Source organism: uncultured Tenacibaculum sp., from assembly GCF_947498805.1.
GTDB lineage: Bacteria > Bacteroidota > Bacteroidia > Flavobacteriales > Flavobacteriaceae > Polaribacter.
Genome location: NZ_CANMLT010000002.1, coordinates 328,829 through 346,147 on the forward strand (window position 1 = coordinate 328,829; position 17,319 = coordinate 346,147).

A 17,319-nucleotide genomic window follows, 5' to 3' on the forward strand; every position below is an offset into this window, starting at 1 on the left:
TATGGTGATAGCCAATGGAAATACAATTATTCTGCGAGATTGGATTCAAGACGATTTCGTTCTGTATAAAAATTGGCATGATTCAAAATTTGAATGGACCAAATTGAATGGCCCCTATTACCCATTAAAATCAGCAGAAGAGTTGGATCAAGAAATTCAACTCTTAAAAGTAAATTCTAAAACAAAAAAAAGATTTGTAATTGCTAATAAAGCAACCAACACTCTTATTGGTACCGTAAGTTGGTATTGGCAAAGTGAAGAAACGAATTGGATTTCTATAGGATTGGCTATTTTTGATGAGCATTACTGGGGAAAAGGTATTGGCTATGAAGCACTGTCTTTATGGGTTGATTATTTATTTTCTATTTTTTCGGAAATCGTTCGATTAGACTTACGAACATGGTCTGGAAATACTGGAATGATAAAACTTTCTGAAAAATTAGGTTTTCAAAAAGAAGCAACATTTAGAAAGGCTAGAATTGTAAATGGTAACTACTATGATTCACTAGCTTATGGAGTTTTAAGAGAAGAATGGAAAAATGTATAAAATGATAAAAACAATTTATAAAAGCTTTTTAGTGCTTTGCACAGCCACTTTTATGTTGAGTTGTACTGCTGAGAAAAAAGGAGATCCAACTCGTTTTAAGTACGGAACATTTGAAATACCAGCTGGTGATAACTATGGTAAAACCGTTATTATTAGAAAAGACAGTTTGCAAATTGAAAGCTATACTAAAAACGTTAGTATTTCCACTGATAGTACCGTAACAGAAAAAGAAGAGCTACATATAGATACGCTTTATATAAAATGGAAGAACAACTTTGCATATACGTTGCGAATGAAAAGTCCAAAAACTGATTTAGATAAAGATCCTATATTTGTGCAAATAACAAAAGTAGCCGATAGCTCTTATAACTTTACTGCTAGAATTGGCTATTCTAATTTTAAACAAAAAGGAACCGTTTATAAAGTAAAATAACTATGGAAATATTTTTACAACCAGACACTTGGGGAGCTTTAGTTACCCTTACATTTTTAGAAATTGTTTTAGGTATAGATAATATCATATTTATATCCATTGCAGCTAACAAATTACCAGAAGATCAACAAAAAAAAGCAACTAATATAGGGCTAGTACTAGCAATGTTATTGCGTATCGTCTTACTTTTTGGTATTTCTTTATTAATTGCAATGAACTCTCCTCTTTTCCATATTGATTTATCTTGGTTCAAAGCAGGAGTTACAGGACAGGCTTTAATATTGTTCGCTGGAGGTATTTTCTTATTATATAAGAGTACAAAGGAAATACATCATAAAGTTGAAGGTATGGAAGAAGGTGAAGAAGATGGTAAACCTCAAAAAGGTTATACCTTATCTCAAGCTATTATTCAAATTACATTAATCAATATTGTATTTTCTTTTGATTCTATTTTAACAGCCGTAGGAATGACTAACGGAGTTGAAGGAGCCATGATTATTATGGTAGCTTCTGTAGTATTATCAATGATTATTATGATGTTATTTGCTAATCCAGTTGGTAAATTTGTAAACAAGCATCCAACCATTCAAATGTTAGGGCTATCTTTCTTAATTTTAATTGGATTTATGCTTATTGCTGAAGGAGCACACTTATCGCATGCAAAATTATTCGGAGAAGAAGTAGGAACAATTCCAAAAGGATATTTATACTTTGCTATTACCTTTTCTCTAGTGGTAGAAATGCTAAATATGAAAATGCGAGGAAACTCTTCTAAGAAAGATTAAGAAATTTTTAAGACATAAACTTTTAAAACCTGCAAGCGCTTTTCTTGTGGGTTTTGTTTTTTTTTATACTTTTGTTGACAAGCAGTCATGTTTACTAGTTTAAAGAAATATATAGCCCTTCTAAGTATCTTTGTATTACTAATACCTTCAGTAATACAAATTGCGCATGCTTTCGAAGAACATGAACATATTGTTTGTACTTCCAAGTACGATCAGCATTTTCATCAAGATGATGCAGACTGTGCAGAAATGCATTATCAGCTAAAGGTTTTTAATCACACTTTTTCTACTGATTACGACCTTGTTTCTTTAGACAATTTCAAATCACGATTTAACTTAAAACCGCAATTTAATTCGGTTTCTCATGTTGTTAAAAGACTTCCTAGGGCACCACCCTGTAATTTAGTTAATACTTAAAATTAAATAAATTACAAATAAAATCTTAAATGAAATCAAAACGTATTATTTTGATTTTTTTGTTTTTGTTGGGGTACAACATTGCAAAAAGTCAAAATTGTAAACATACATTTTCTGGTTTAGTTGAAGATTTTCATGATAAATCACCAATTGTAGGAGCTACTGTTTTTATAAAAAACCAAAACAAGTATGCTACCACAAATTTTGAAGGAAAATTTTCAATTGATAATGTATGTGCTGGTAAAATTATAGTAGAAGTGTCTCACGTTGCTTGTGAGCCTCAAGTTCTTGAACTAAATATCTCTAAAAACACGTATAAAATAATTGACTTAGAGCATCATGAGGAAGAGCTAAATGAAGTTAATGTAAAGGGGGCAATAGGAAAAAAAACTAAAACTGCTCAAGAAACTTTACTAAAATCGGAAACATTAGAAAAATTTAGCGATGGTACCTTAGGTGATGCTATTAAGAACATTTCGGGAGTTTCATCTATCAATACTGGAAATAGTATTGTAAAACCTGTGATTAACGGTTTACATAGTAGTAGAGTTCTCATCTCTTTTAACAATGTAAGACTACAAGATCAAGAATGGGGAGTTGAACATGCTCCAAATATTGATATAAATACTGCCGAATCAATTTCTGTTATAAAAGGAGCTAATGCCTTACAATATGGTGGAGACGCTATTGGAGGTGTGGTAATTATAAACCCTACTAAAAACAGTATAGAAAAAGATACTTTATATGGTAAAAGTATCATTTCACAACAAAGTAATGGTCGTTTATTTTCTGTCACCTCAAGTTTAAGTAAAAGCTACAAGAATGGTTGGTTTATAAATGGACAAGCTTCTTTTAAAAGAGCTGGAGACTTTGAAGCAGCAAACTATAACCTTACCAATAGTGGTATTAATTCAAAAGCTTTTACGATTAGTACTGGAAATAAACAATTTGAAAAAGGTTTCGAATTGTTTTACAGCTATTTAACGAATGAAATAGGTATTTTAAGAGCTTCTCACTTTGGAAACATCTCTGATTTAGTAAATGCTATTAATAGTCCGCAACCATCAATTATTGATGAGTTTAGTTATGACATTAATAACCCTAGACAAGATGTTACCCATCAACTTTTAAAAGCTACTTATTACAAGCGTTTTAAGGCTTTTGGTAAATTATCATTACAATACGATTTTCAAGTGAATAACAGACTTGAGTTTGATCGAAGAATTGGTGATAGAGCCAATTTACAAGCGGTAGATTTAGATTTAAAATCTCATAGCTTTAAAGCTGATTTAAACTTAGATTCAGACCCAGAGCACGTTTATAAATTTGGAATTAATGCATTTTATCAAAATAACTTTTCTGATCCTATCACAAGAGTTAGAAGATTAATACCAGATTACGATAGATTTAGTTTTGGCGCCTATGCCATTGCTAATTTAAAATTTGATGACTTAACAGTTTCAGGTGGACTTAGGTATGATTTAGAGCACATTGATGCTAAAAAGTTCTATTTACAATCTCGTTGGAATAGTTTAAATTATCAAAATGATTTTAGTCATATTGTTATAGACCCAAATGTTTCAGGTTCTCAACTTTTAGCAAACCCAAAATTCACATATCATAATATATCGGCATCACTGGGTGCAACTTATGATTTAGACGAGAATAACTCGTTTACTGTGAACTATGGATTAGCAAATAGAGCACCAAATCCTTCAGAATTATTTAGTGATGGATTACATCATTCAGCAGCAAGAATTGAACTTGGTGATTTACGTATGAAAACAGAAACTTCTAACAGAGTTTCTGCAACCTATAAATTCAACAATGACAAGTTCAATATAACTGTAGAAGGGTTTTATAACCATATAAAAGATTTTATTTATATAGAACCAAGCGGACAAGAAACCACAAATAGAGGAGCCTTTCCTGTTTGGTCTTATAGGCAAGTCAATGCTCAATTATTTGGTGTTGATACCAATATTCAATATCAAATAAATAACAATTTTTTATTAACGAACAAAAGTTCATTGCTAAAAGGTAGAGATTTATCTGGAGATAGAGCACTCATAGATATTCCTCCTTTTAAAACAACCTCTGCGATAGTTTTCAAAAAAGAAAACTGGAACAGCTTTTACGCTTCTTTAGAAAGCGAATTTAACGCTCGACAAAATGAGTACCCAAACAATAATTTTAATGCTTTTATACCAACATTAAATAACACGGTACTTGTTGATGTGAGTACTCCCCCATCGGCATATCATTTATTGAATTTTTCTTCTGGATTTCAGTTTAACGTATCTAAAACAAAATTTAGTGTAAACCTTTTTGTAGATAACGTATTAAACAAATCTTATAGAAATTATTTAAATAGATTACGATTCTTTGCTGATGACTTAGGGAGAAATTTTAAAATTCAATTAAAAATTAATTATTAAAAAACAAAATCATGAAATATATTAAATTATTAGCCGTATTATTCATTTCTTCATTAACAATCGTTTCTTGTTCTGATGACAACCCAACACCAGTAAATGAAGAAGAAGTAATTACTACTGTAACTGTTGAATTAACTCCTGCTTCAGGTGGAACTAAAGTTACTTTAACAAGTGAAGATTCAGATGGAGATGGGCCAAATGCTCCAGTAATTACAGGAGGTACTTTAGCTGCTGGCGTTACTTATAATGGAGTAATTAGATTAGAGAATAAAACTGAAACTCCAGCTGAAAATGTTACTGAAGAAGTTGCTAAAGAAGCTGATGAGCACCAATTTTTCTATCGTGCAACAGGAGTTACTAGTACTTTTACTTATGCAGGAGCAAATGATTCTAATGGAAACCCTGTAGGTATCAACTTTACTGTTGTTACTGGTACAGCTGGTACTGGTTCTTATACTATTACTTTAAGACACGAGCCTAACAAATCTGCTGCTGGTGTTAAAGATGGAGATATTACCAATGCTGGTGGAGAAACTGATGTAGAAGTTGTATTCCCTATTACCTTAGCGAAATAATTATATTATAATATACTTAAAAAAGCCTCTTTTACGTAAAAGAGGCTTTTTTATTTGAAACTATTTCTTATAATTTATTGTTTGAATTTATTAGGTTAAAATATATTGCGTTACTTTGTATAAAACGTATCATACTAACCAAAATGCCAAAGTACTTCCTCTATCTGTTCTGTTCTTTTTTCTTTAGTATTTCTGCATATTCTCAAAATGTAAATAACAACTTAGAAAGTATTAAAAAGAAGTTTTATTTATACAATGAGATTGGGGCTGATAGTTCTATTTACTACATGAATAAGCTCTTAAAAACAAATAAAAATGAATACAAAGCATTTGCCTATGCTGCCATTGAATATTTGAAAACAAGAGAGAAAAAAAAGGTCAATAGCAAATTTTACAATGATAGTATCAATAAATATTTATCTAAAACACAAAAGAAAAAAGAAAATTACACCATACTTTTTGATACGCACATTTTAATTGGAAATACGAGCAAAAGACGAGGGCTACTAAAATCTGCTTTAGAGAATTATCTTACTGCAGAAAACTATGCCAATCTTGCTAAGGATATCGAAAGAACTATTAAAATAAAAGGGAATATAGCCTTAATCTATCAAAACATGGAAGAGCTTACTAAAGCCGTAAAAAAAGGTAAACAAGCGCTTCGTTTGGTAGATGAAAATCGTGACAGATTGAATAATCGATATTATGTAACCAAACGTAAACGTATATTTAACTTAGCAGCAATTTATTCGAGTCTCTTAAAGGATCAACCTAAAAATCAGGTATATGCTGATTCTACCTTGTATTTTTACAATTCTCTACTTGATAATAAAAACTATAATCTAAGCCCTTTTTATAAGGGAAAAGTCTACTCCGGTTTAGGTACTACCTACTCTATAAAAAAGGAGTATGCTAAAGCTGCTTCCCTATTAGAAAAGAGTTTAATTGCCTTTAAAAACAGTAAATCGTATTCTTACTTGTATAAAGGATATTATAACACGGGGTATAATTATTATTTATCCAATGATTATAACAATGCCAAAACAAAATTCTTAGCCGCGTTAGACATTAAAAAAGATACTATCATTGACGATGATTACCTGCACATCCATGAATGTCTTTCGGAAATTTATCTCAAAGAGGAAAAAGTAGATTCTGCTAACTATTACTTTAATAAATACTCTAAACTTCACGGTATACTTTCTTCAAGAGAAAAAGAACAATACAAAGAAACGTTGAAGCTAGATAAAGAAAATGATTTCAATAAAAAGTTAAATAGTTTAATCAAAAAGAATACTAGAAAAACCTATATCTATAACGGTATTCTATTTATTTTAATTACAAGTTTGATTGTTATTAGTTTTTCCGTTGTAAAGAATAAAAGAGAAAAAAAGGAAGCTAATAAGCGACTAGAGGAACTATTGAATAAAAAAAGTAGTAGTACTAGTACAACGAATAACTTTGTCAATTTAAAAGATTCACAAAATGAACAAATCATAAAGGGCCTCTTAAAAATTGAGCAAAGCCATTATTACTTAAAAGAAGATTTTAACCTTTATAATGCAGCAAAAAAAATTGGAACAAATACTACCTATTTATCGAAAGTGGTAAAGGAATACAAAAAAATGAGTTTCAGCGATTACACCAATGAATTGCGTATTAATTATATAGTAGATGTATTAACTAAGGATAAGAAAATTAGATCATATACAACTCAAGCCATTGGCGAATTAGGCGGATACAAAAATGCAAAGTCTTTTACGCGTATATTTAAAAAATATACAGGAATAACTCCCTATCAATTTGTTGAAAAAATAGATAAGGAGCTATAGTTTTTACATACAAGCCAAGGTATTCTTTTTCCTTTTCCTTAACCCTGTGGTTGGGTCCAATATAAAACAATCCTCATCTCCATCAGTGTCATGTTTTAATTCCCCATTTTTCGCAAATATTTTTACTTTTTCGTTAGGAGTTAATTCGAACTCTCTTAAAGATTCAATAAATAAATGTTTCATAAAGTTTAGTTTTGTAATTTAATTTATATAAAGTTATACTTTTTTATGCTAGTTTCTTAAATATAGCCACCAAGCTCTATAAAGCTCGCACAAACAACACCAAACTACTATTAAACAAGAGTTTACATACAAAAAAAACATACCACTTTTTTAAAAAAGTTCCACCTTTTTTTATAAATAGCTCCTTTTCATTCTTCTTTTTGTTCTTTAAACAGATAATCTTTGTTACTCAAATTTTACAATGCGGAACCTGAAAAGCATACAATAGAGTAAGGACATTTAAACTTAATTAATCATGCTAAATTCAATTTCAAAATTAGGATCAGTTTTAAACAGAGAAGATCAAAGAACAATTAACGGAGGACAAATTCAATGTCCAAGAGGAATGGTATTAAGATGCAATTGGCTAGGGTGTTGGTGTGAAGCAGAAATAGATGATAGACCGAAAGATTTTGCTATGTAATAAAAGTTTTCAAGTTTATTATTCTCATAATGGCTAGTATAACATGATTCTACTAGCCATTATGAACTCACTACAGTGATTCAAACTTTAGAATCACTTAATGTTTTTACTCAAAAAATTATTCATATTTCAAATTAAATGCGGAACCTGAAAAGCATACAATAGAGTAAGGGTATTTAAAATCAATTAACCATGCTAAAATCAATTTCTAAATTTGGAACTCTTTTAAACAAAGTAGAACAAAAAAACATTCATGGAGGAGGTCCTAGTTCACCATTTTGGTGTAACAATCCAGCAAACTGGGGGCCACACCCAAAAGCTTGCTTAAGAGGACAAGAACGTGTATATAATGCTGCTTTAGGATATTGCGTATGTAAATCAAAAGCGGTTGACATGTAAATCCTGTTCAAGATTAGTTACTCTTTTTATTAAAAAACCAGAATACTAAGTAAATTGTTTAGTATTCTGGTTTCTTAGGTTAAGAATACCTAGTGATGTGTATACCAACAAGTTTGTCATAAACCTAGTTTTACCTAACTAAAAATTATATTTATGAGAAATAGTATTATCGCTAGGTATAAAAAGATACCTACAGGAACCATTATTCCTTTCGCAGGTTCAAAAGAAATTTACGAAGAAAACCTTTCAAATTGGTTCTTAATTTGTGATGGATCAAGTTATTCTATTGAAGATTATGAAGACTTATACTCTGTTATTGGAACCATATGGGGAGGCACTGGAACTCCTGAATTTAACGTTCCTAATTTATTAGGGAGATTCTTAAGAGGCGCAGATTTAGGCGCAGGTGTAGATCCCGATGCAGAAACTAGAAAATCTATCGAAGGTAACGTAGTAGGCCCAGTTGTAGGCGGATACCAAAATGATGTCTTTAAACAACATACGCATCAGTCACAAAATGCACATCAAAAAAATGGGAACCCAGACGGAGCTCAAGATGACGGTCCTAATAATGTTATTGGAAGAGAAAGGTCCTATTGGCGCAATGGAACGATATTTTCTGAAACTTCAAATGAAGGAGGTAAAGAAACTAGACCCGTGAATGCAGCCGTTCTTTTTCTAATTAAAACATAAAAAAAAGCCTCCGAACTGGAGGCTTTTTTAGTTATGCTAACTTCTTGGCATTCTTAACTTTTTGCTTAGTAAGTGCAATATCAATCACCTCACTCATTTCAGTTACATAATGGAATGTTAATCCTTTTAAATAACTTTGATTAATTTCTTCTATGTCTCTTTTATTATCGATACATAAAATGATTTCTTTAATATTAGCTCTTTTTGCAGCTAATATTTTCTCTTTAATTCCACCAACCGGTAATACTTTACCTCTCAAAGTAATTTCACCAGTCATCGCTATTTTATTTTTAACTTTTCTTTGCGTAAATACAGATACTAAAGAGGTTAACATTGTTATTCCTGCACTTGGTCCATCTTTAGGAGTTGCTCCTTCTGGTACGTGAATATGAACATCGTACTTATTTAAAACCTCAGGCTCAATTCCAAACTCTTCGGCATTTGCCTTGATATATTTCATCGCTATAGTTGAAGATTCCTTCATTACAGTCCCTAAGTTACCTGTAATTGAAAGCACACCTTCTCCTTTTGATAAAATAGACTCGATAAATAAAATATCTCCTCCAACACTAGTCCAAGCTAAACCTGTTACAACACCTGCTGTATCATTATTTTCATACTTATCTCGTTCTAAACGTGCTGGACCTAAAATAGTTTCAATATCATCATTCGTTAAAGATATATTATACTCCTCCTCCATGGCTATAGATTTTGCAGCATAACGAACTACTTTGGCTACTTGCTTTTCTAAAGTACGTACTCCAGATTCTCTTGTATATCCTTCAACTATTTTTTCAATTTGAGATTTTCCTAGCTTTAAATGTTCATCATTTAATCCATGCTCTTTTAATTGCTTAGGTAATAAATACTTCTTAGCTATCTCAACTTTTTCCTCAATAGTATATCCTGTAACATTAATTATTTCCATTCGATCACGAAGAGCCCATGGAATTTGGTTGATGTTATTAGCAGTAGCAATAAATAACACCTTAGAAAGGTCGTAACCCACTTCTAAATAGTTATCATAAAACTCTGTATTTTGTTCTGGATCTAATACTTCTAACATTGCTGAAGAAGGGTCTCCCTGATGACTTTGACTTAATTTATCTATTTCATCTAATACAAATACAGGGTTTGATGTCCCAGCCTTTTTTATGTTTTGAATTAAACGCCCAGGCATCGCTCCAATATATGTTTTACGATGTCCTCTAATCTCTGCTTCATCTCGTAATCCTCCCAAAGACATACGTACATACTTACGTCCTAAGGCTTCTGCTACCGACTTTCCTAAAGAGGTTTTACCAACTCCTGGAGGTCCATACAAACAAATAATAGGCGATTTCATATCTCCACGAAGCTTTAAAACCGCTAAGTGTTCAATGATACGTTCTTTTACTTTCTCTAACCCAAAATGGTCTCTATCTAGAATCTTTTGTGCTTTCTTTAAATCAAATTTATCTTGAGAATATTCTCCCCAAGGTAATTCTAGCATTAATTCTAAATAATTACGCTGTACACCATACTCTGCCATTTGAGGATTCATTCGTTTTAAACGATTTAATTCTTTCTCAAATGACTCTGCAACTTCCTTATTCCACTTCTTAGTTTTAGCTTTTGAACGCATTTCATCAAGCTCTTGATCATGTGAAACGCCTCCTAACTCTTCTTGAATGGTTTTTAGTTGTTGATGCAGATAATATTCACGTTGTTGCTTATCTAAATCAGAACGTGTTTTGGATTGAATATCGTTACGCAATTGTAACTTTTGCAATTCTTTATCTAAATTCTTAAGCGTTAACAATGCTCTTTCTTTTAGATTATCTTTCTCTAAAAGAACTTGCTTTTGAGCAACACTTAAATCCATATTAGATGAAATAAAATTCACTAAAAATGAATTAGACTGAATATTTTTAATCGCAAAAGAAGCCTCTGAAGGCAACATAGGATTTTCTTTGATAACTTCTAAAGCTAAATCTTTTATAGACTCTATAATAGCATCAAACTCCTTTAGGTCATCAATATCTCTTTCATCTACAGCTTCATGTACTTTCGCTTTTAAATAAGGCTCTTCTTGTATAATCTCATCAATTTCAAAACGTTTTTTACCTTGTATAATCACGGTAGTATTACCGTCAGGCATTTTTAAAACTCTTAAAATTTGAGCTACAACTCCTGTTTTATGAATATCGTCAAGTGTAGGGTTTTCAACATCTCCATTCTTCTGCGCAACAACTCCTACAACTTTATCTCCTTCATTAGCATCTTTTATTAATTGAATTGATTTATCTCTTCCAGCAGTAATTGGAATAACTACACCAGGAAATAACACTGTATTTCTTAGGGGAAGGATAGGTAACTCGTCAGGAATTTCTTCCTTATTCATGTTTTCTTCATCTTCTGGAGTTAATAAGGGGATTAACTCAGAATTCTCGTTAAAAACATCTTGAAGCGACAAGTTGTCTAAATGTATAATTTTTGATTTACTCATAATCTTAATAATCTGTCATACTGACATTTTAAAAACAATTTATTCTTATTTTTAAAATATCTTTAATTATAAATAGCTCATAAACACTAGGCTTAATAGCATTCACTTTGTTTTCTTACTCTTTTAAGTCAATTCTTATGCCAACCTTATTTTATTTATCTTGTAACTATTTTAATTTTGAGTCGTCAAATAGAAAACTAACAAACACACTATGAAAACTAAATTTTATCTTTTTTCTTTTCTAACCATTTTATTATTCGCTAGCTGTTCTTCTAAGAAAAATTCCGAGGACTTTATAAATGAAGTTTCTGGTCGTTACTACTTTAATGCAGATGAAATTATTGAAGTATATTTTGAAAACAAAGAGTTGTTATTAAAATGGAGAAATAAAAATATAACTCCGCTAAAAATAAACGATACTGCTTTTTATGTTCGTGAGTTAAACGAGAAACTTTTGTTTGACACTAGGAATAATCTAATTACACTTGCAGAGAAACGTGAACATAAAGGTGAAAAGTACGTTTTTAATAAATTAATGAAAGGCGAAAAAACGCCGAGTGAATATCTTGCTGAAGATAATTATGAAATGGCTTTAAAAGGTTATCAAACTATTAAAGAAAAAGATAGTTTAAACCCTGTTGTTAAAGAACGTACCTTAAATAGATTAGGATATAAGTTTTTACGAAATGATGAATATGAAAAGGCCATCAATGTTTTTAATATCAATATAACTCTATATCCTAAAAGCTCAAATACCTATGATAGTATGGGAGATGCCTATTTGCGTAAAAAGGATACGATTAAAGCTATTGAATACTATAAAAAAGCCCTTGCTATTAACCCGGAAAACAGAAGTTCTAAAAGAGCTTTAAGAAGGTTAACTGAAAAAGAAGAAGAATAATGGATACTTTAAAATACCCAATTGGTACCCCCAATATTCCAAATGATGTATCTACTGAATTGATCAATACATGGATTCAGATCATAGAAGAATTTCCTGCAAAGTTAACCACATTGGTTGAAGAATTATCTGAAGAGCAGCTTGACACTCCCTACAGAACTGATGGCTGGACTATTAGACAGGTAATACATCATTGTGCAGATAGTCATCATAATTCTTATACTCGTTTTAAATGGACTTTAACCGAAGACAAGCCCGTTATTAAAGCTTATTTTGAAGATCGCTGGGCAGAATTAATTGACTATAAAGCTCCCATAATTCTTTCTTTAAATCACCTAACTGCATTACATGCAAAATGGGTGTATTTCTTACAAAGACTTTCTAAAGATGACTTGGTCAAGGTTTTTATTCATCCTGAAGGAAACGAAGAAGTTAGTTTAAAAGAAAACATTGGTATATACGCATGGCATTGCCAGCATCATTACGCACACATAGAACAATTAATGTTAAGAAAAAATTGGATAGAAGGTTAATGTTCGTGTTTTAATACACTAATATCTCCTTTTAAAAAGTCCTTTTTTTCTTCCATATTATGTGCATAACCGATAATAATTTCTTTACCTACAGCAAGTGTCTTCAATACTTTAGCGTTGTTTAACATATTAATATCGTCAACACTTATATCATACTTTTTCGCAATAGACCTAACAGTTTCACCTCGTTTTACTACATGCGTTAAAGTAGGATCAAAAATTTCATCGTCTTCATCGTCCTCGAATTCTATTTTCTCTCTAATACTTTCTGGTAACTCTCTGGTTACTTTTCCTGTTTTTAAATTAATATAAGCAGGCTTTCCTTTAAGAGAAATTAAGCTCCAACCCTGTGGTAATTTTAGTTTTTGAGAAAAAATAAGAGAACAATTCAATAGGAAAAAGAAAAGTAATAGTCGTTTCATAGTTTGAGTTTGGCAGTCCAAATATAATTTTTTTTCTTTTAAATTAAAATTAGTGCTGCAATACCTATAAAAACGACAATCTGTGCCCATTTTAAATAGACTCCTACTTGTTCATTTTGCTTGATATAGGTAGAAATTGAACCTGCCAATAGGGCTATTGAAGAAAATATAATAAATGAACTTAGAATAAATAAACCTCCTAAAACATAAAATTGAATGACATTTGAAATACTATCAGAAAACAAAAACTGAGGAAAAAACGCCAAGAAGAAAATGGTAACCTTTGGATTTAAAACATTCATCCAAAAACCGGTTTTAAAAAGCTGAAAAGTGGACTTCTTCTCTACTCCTTCTGTGGAAAATGCAATTTTTGCATCACTTTTATATACTTGAAATGCCAGGTATAATAAATACCCTGCCCCCAATAACTTTATTACAAAGAATAAACTAGGATTCTGTTTGATAACTTCCGAAACCCCAAATGCAACCAGTGTTGTATGGATAATACAGCCCGTCATCAATCCTGCAACAGTAGCCAATCCATACTTTTTTCCGTTGACAATACTTTGTGTTAATACAAAAATATTATCTGGTCCAGGAGAAATAGCCAAAGTAGCCGTTGCAAATACGAAAGAAAGAAGGGTTTCTAGCATAGTTTAGTTTTCTGCTAAAATAGCTTTATTGATTCTTTTTACCAAGCTTGGTCCTTCATAAATAAACCCAGTATAAATTTGAACCAAATCTGCTCCTGCTTTTAGCTTCTCTAAAGCATCTTTTTCTGAATGAATACCTCCTACTCCAATTATAGGAAATGCTTTCTTAGAATTATCCGCTAGGTATTTTATAACACGAGTACTTCTTTCTTTAACGGGTTGTCCACTTAAACCTCCATTACCAATTTCTTGCAGCCTTTCTTCTGAAGCTTTTAAACCTTCACGATTTACGGAAGTATTTGAAGCTATCACTCCATCTATTTTAGTTGCTGCAACCAATTCAATAATCTCATCTAATTGCTGATTGTTTAAATCTGGAGCTATCTTTAATAAAATTGGCTTTTGTTCTTCTTCTTGATTATTCAATTTCTGAACTTCAGTAATTAATTCTTTTAAATAATCTGCATCTTCTAATTTAGCATGGCTACTCACATTCGGACAACTTACATTTAGTACGAAATAATCTACATATGGGTGTAATCCTTTAAAACAGGTCACATAATCTTCGGTATAATTTTCTGGTTTGGTTAGCGTATTCTTACCAATATTACCACCAATGATTAACTTTCCTTTATTCTTTTTTAATTGTTCAATCGCTGCCTCTAATCCTTCATTATTGAATCCCATTCTATTAATGATTCCTTTATCATCTTTTAAACGGAATAATCTTTTTTTCGGGTTACCTACTTGTCCTTTTGGCGTTACCGTTCCTATTTCAATAAAACCAAATCCAAAATCTGCAAGCTCATTATACAAAACCGCATTTTTATCAAAACCAGCAGCCAAACCAACCGGATTTTTAAAAGTCAATCCAAATAATGTACGTTCTAAGCGCTTATCATTTACTTGATACATTCCTCTAAACAAAGAAGACATCAAAGGTACTTTTGATAAAAACTTAACTAATGAAAACGTAAAATAGTGAATCCTTTCTGGATCAAATAAAAAGAAAATCGGACGAATAAATACCTTATACATAATTAATTATCAAATATAAAAAAAGCCCCAATACAATTGGAGCTTCTGAATTATCTTAAAACAGCATCTAAATTCTTTTCGAACGTTTGCTGTAATTTTTGCATTATTTTATCAATTTGTTTGTCTGCCAATGTTTTGTTCTCATCTTGTAATACAAAACTTACAGCATATGACTTCTTACCTTCTGGTAATTTGTCTCCTTCATACACATCAAATAAATCTACATCTTTCAATAATTTTCTTTCAGATTGAAAAGCTAAATTGTAAATCTCTTTGAACTCTACTTTGTCATCTAACAATAGTGCTAAATCACGTTTTACAGCTGGGAACTTAGGTAAATCAACTACTTTTAGCTTCTTTTTTCCTACTAATCCTAAAATATTTTGCCAGTTAAAATCAGCAAACAATACTTCTTGTTTAATAGAAAAACCTTTTAAAATAGCTCTTTTTACTACTCCAAATTCAACTAGTTTTGTTTTTCCTAAACTCAACGCAACTCCTTCTGAAAACATATCAGACTTTGCTGGAGTGGTTTTTACATTCGCTATTCCTAAACGCTCTAAAACTCCAGTAATAATTCCTTTTAAATAAAAGAAATCTGATGCTTGTGATGCAGCTTTCCAGCTATCTTTAATTCTATTTCCAGTAACAAATAATGTTAAATGTTTGTCTTCTTGATATCCACTTTCAAATTTATGATACGTCTTTCCGAACTCATAAAACTTTAGCGAATTATTCTTTCTATTAATGTTGTAAGCAACGCTTTCCAATCCACTAAACAATAAAGACTGACGCATTACTTTTAAATCATTACTTAAAGGATTTAACATTTCAACATTGTGCTCTTCCTTTAAGTTTTCAGATAACTCAACATAATCTGCTTTAGTTAAAGAATTCGCCATTGTTTCATTAAATCCAAGAGATGTTAATTGGTTTGCAACAATGTTTTCAACTTTAACATCTGTATCACTATCAAAAGAAATAGACGTATTTAATTTGTGTGAAAATTCAATATTATTATATCCATACACACGTAAAATTTCTTCGATAATATCTGCTTCTCTTTGAACATCTACTCTATAAGAAGGAATAGTTAATCCTAAACCACCAGCAGTTTCGCTATTGATTTTAATTTCTAACGAAGCTAAAATATTCTTGATTGTTTCTTTAGGTATTTCCTGACCAATTAAACGATATGCGTTATCATACGATAAGAAAACTTGGAAATCTTCAACTTTTTCTGGATAAAAATCTAAAATATCAGATGACATTTTTCCTCCAGCATATTCTTCAATTAATAAAGCTGCTCTCTTTAAAGCATACTTCGTTAAATTAATATCAATCCCTCTCTCAAATCTAAAAGAAGCATCTGTATTTAATCCATATCTCTTTGCAGTTTTACGAACTGAAACAGGATTAAAATATGCACTCTCTAAGAAAATAGCTGTTGTATGTTCTGTTACGCCTGATTTTAATCCTCCGAAAACTCCACCAATACATAACGGGTTATCATCAGCATCACAAATCATAATGTCTTCAGCAGATAATTCTCTCTCTACTTCATCTAATGTAGTGAACTTTGTTCCTTCTTCTAATGTTTTTACTACTACTTTGTTTCCCCTAATCTTAGCGGCATCAAAAGCATGTAATGGTTGTCCTAATTCATGTAAAACATAATTTGTAATGTCTACGATATTATTTTTAGGAGTTAATCCAATTGCTTTTAACCTGTTTTGAATCCATTCTGGAGATTCCTTTACTTCCACATCCGTAATGGTAATACCACAATAACGAGGAACTAAATCTTTATCATCAACCTCTATATCAATCTTGTGAGTACGCTCATCAACATGAAAATCAGAAACCGATGGAGAAATCAACTCTAAATTTGTTCCTTGCTGAATTAATCCAGCACGTAAGTCACGTGCTACACCAAAATGGCTCATTGCGTCTGCACGGTTAGGAGTTAATCCTATTTCAAAAACATAATCAATTTCTATATTAAATACTTCAGAGCAAGGTCTACCTGGTTCTAAAGACTCTTCCAAAACCATAATTCCATCATGTCCTTTTCCTAAGCCCAATTCATCCTCAGCACAAATCATTCCATGACTTTCCTCTCCTCTAATTTTTCCTTTTTTGATTTTGAAGCCTTCTCCTTTTTCATCATATAACATTGTTCCAATAGTTGCTACAGGAACTTTTTGACCAGCTGCTACATTTGGAGCACCACATACAATTTGTACGGGAGCTTCTCCGCCTAAATTTACAGTTGTTACTTTTAACTTGTCTGCATTTGGATGTTTTACACATGTTAAAACTTCACCTACAACAACTCCTTGTAGACTACCTTTAATACTTTCTACCTTTTCTATTCCTTCTACTTCAAGCCCTAAATCGGTAAGCAATTCACCTGTTTTCTCTGCTTCCCAATCTATTTGTAAAAACTGTTTCAGCCAGTTATATGATACTTTCATAATCAATCTCTGAATTTAGCCCGCAAATTTACATAAAATAAA

Annotated in this window: 18 protein-coding genes; 12 read left to right on the top strand and 6 right to left on the bottom strand. The window is 31.3% G+C overall.

The features are described from left to right. The first annotated feature begins 1 nt into the window (after position 1). The 7 genes from Q0873_RS04510 to Q0873_RS04540 all read left to right on the top strand — a co-directional run bounded on the left by Q0873_RS04510 (position 2) and on the right by Q0873_RS04540 (position 7,027). Positions 2 to 547 (top strand): GNAT family protein, encoded by a 546-nt coding sequence (locus Q0873_RS04510; protein WP_299104638.1) that lies wholly within the window; start codon positions 2 to 4, stop codon positions 545 to 547. Between the two features lies 1 nt (position 548). After that, positions 549 to 980: a hypothetical protein gene (locus Q0873_RS04515; protein WP_299104640.1), complete on the top strand. Its 432-nt coding sequence runs from the start codon at positions 549 to 551 to the stop codon at positions 978 to 980. Positions 981 to 982: 2 nt separating this feature from the next. After that, a complete protein-coding gene (locus Q0873_RS04520; protein WP_299104642.1) occupies positions 983 to 1,765 on the top strand; it encodes a TerC family protein in 783 nt (260 codons plus the stop codon). 87 nt (positions 1,766 to 1,852) lie between these two features. Further along, complete coding sequence (locus tag Q0873_RS04525; RefSeq protein ID WP_299104644.1) at positions 1,853 to 2,182, top strand: hypothetical protein; 330 nt, start codon at positions 1,853 to 1,855, stop codon at positions 2,180 to 2,182. Between the two features lie 29 nt (positions 2,183 to 2,211). Continuing rightward, positions 2,212 to 4,620 (top strand): TonB-dependent receptor, encoded by a 2,409-nt coding sequence (locus Q0873_RS04530; RefSeq protein ID WP_299104646.1) that lies wholly within the window; start codon positions 2,212 to 2,214, stop codon positions 4,618 to 4,620. Between the two features lie 11 nt (positions 4,621 to 4,631). Further along, entirely contained in the window at positions 4,632 to 5,195 is a 564-nt protein-coding gene (locus tag Q0873_RS04535) for a type 1 periplasmic binding fold superfamily protein (protein WP_299104648.1), read from the top strand. 143 nt (positions 5,196 to 5,338) lie between these two features. Continuing rightward, complete coding sequence (locus Q0873_RS04540; protein WP_299104650.1) at positions 5,339 to 7,027, top strand: helix-turn-helix domain-containing protein; 1,689 nt, start codon at positions 5,339 to 5,341, stop codon at positions 7,025 to 7,027. Positions 7,028 to 7,030: 3 nt separating this feature from the next. Here Q0873_RS04540 and Q0873_RS04545 read toward each other — a convergent pair whose 3' ends face one another. Beyond that, positions 7,031 to 7,210: a hypothetical protein gene (locus Q0873_RS04545; RefSeq protein WP_299104652.1), complete on the bottom strand. Its 180-nt coding sequence runs from the start codon at positions 7,208 to 7,210 to the stop codon at positions 7,031 to 7,033. 295 nt (positions 7,211 to 7,505) lie between these two features. Between Q0873_RS04545 and Q0873_RS04550 the strand changes: the two genes are divergently transcribed. From Q0873_RS04550 to Q0873_RS04560, 3 genes are all read left to right on the top strand, one after another. After that, a complete protein-coding gene (locus tag Q0873_RS04550; RefSeq protein ID WP_299104653.1) occupies positions 7,506 to 7,673 on the top strand; it encodes a hypothetical protein in 168 nt (55 codons plus the stop codon). A 192-nt stretch (positions 7,674 to 7,865) separates the two neighbouring features. Further along, positions 7,866 to 8,072 (top strand): hypothetical protein, encoded by a 207-nt coding sequence (locus Q0873_RS04555; RefSeq protein WP_299104655.1) that lies wholly within the window; start codon positions 7,866 to 7,868, stop codon positions 8,070 to 8,072. A gap of 153 nt (positions 8,073 to 8,225) precedes the next feature. Continuing rightward, positions 8,226 to 8,765 carry a phage tail protein gene (locus tag Q0873_RS04560; protein ID WP_299104657.1) on the top strand — a complete coding sequence of 180 codons (540 nt, stop codon included), beginning with the start codon at positions 8,226 to 8,228 and terminating at the stop codon, positions 8,763 to 8,765. Between the two features lie 31 nt (positions 8,766 to 8,796). Here Q0873_RS04560 and lon read toward each other — a convergent pair whose 3' ends face one another. After that, on the bottom strand, positions 8,797 to 11,253 hold the full coding sequence (gene lon / locus Q0873_RS04565) for an endopeptidase La (RefSeq protein WP_299104659.1): 2,457 nt from the start codon (positions 11,251 to 11,253) through the stop codon (positions 8,797 to 8,799). Between the two features lie 211 nt (positions 11,254 to 11,464). Here lon and Q0873_RS04570 point away from each other — a divergent pair, with 211 nt between their 5' ends. After that, on the top strand, positions 11,465 to 12,154 hold the full coding sequence (locus Q0873_RS04570; RefSeq protein WP_299104662.1) for a tetratricopeptide repeat protein: 690 nt from the start codon (positions 11,465 to 11,467) through the stop codon (positions 12,152 to 12,154). Further along, a complete protein-coding gene (locus tag Q0873_RS04575) occupies positions 12,154 to 12,687 on the top strand; it encodes a YfiT family bacillithiol transferase (RefSeq protein ID WP_299104664.1) in 534 nt (177 codons plus the stop codon). The genes Q0873_RS04570 and Q0873_RS04575 overlap by 1 nt, the downstream gene beginning before the upstream one ends. On the opposite strand, the gene Q0873_RS04580 is transcribed toward Q0873_RS04575, so the two are convergent. From Q0873_RS04580 to pheT, 4 genes are read right to left on the bottom strand one after another with little or no spacing between them, the layout of a single operon-like run. Beyond that, positions 12,684 to 13,109, bottom strand: coding sequence for a LysM domain-containing protein (locus Q0873_RS04580; RefSeq protein WP_299104666.1), 426 nt, complete (start codon positions 13,107 to 13,109; stop codon positions 12,684 to 12,686). The genes Q0873_RS04575 and Q0873_RS04580 overlap by 4 nt on opposite strands. 38 nt (positions 13,110 to 13,147) lie before the next feature. Continuing rightward, positions 13,148 to 13,762: a LysE family translocator gene (locus Q0873_RS04585; RefSeq protein WP_299104668.1), complete on the bottom strand. Its 615-nt coding sequence runs from the start codon at positions 13,760 to 13,762 to the stop codon at positions 13,148 to 13,150. 3 nt (positions 13,763 to 13,765) lie between these two features. After that, on the bottom strand, positions 13,766 to 14,800 hold the full coding sequence (locus Q0873_RS04590; protein WP_299104670.1) for a quinone-dependent dihydroorotate dehydrogenase: 1,035 nt from the start codon (positions 14,798 to 14,800) through the stop codon (positions 13,766 to 13,768). A 50-nt stretch (positions 14,801 to 14,850) separates the two neighbouring features. Continuing rightward, positions 14,851 to 17,277, bottom strand: a complete 2,427-nt coding sequence (gene pheT, locus Q0873_RS04595) for a phenylalanine--tRNA ligase subunit beta (RefSeq protein ID WP_299104672.1) — start codon at positions 17,275 to 17,277, stop codon at positions 14,851 to 14,853. Positions 17,278 to 17,319 lie beyond the last annotated feature (42 nt).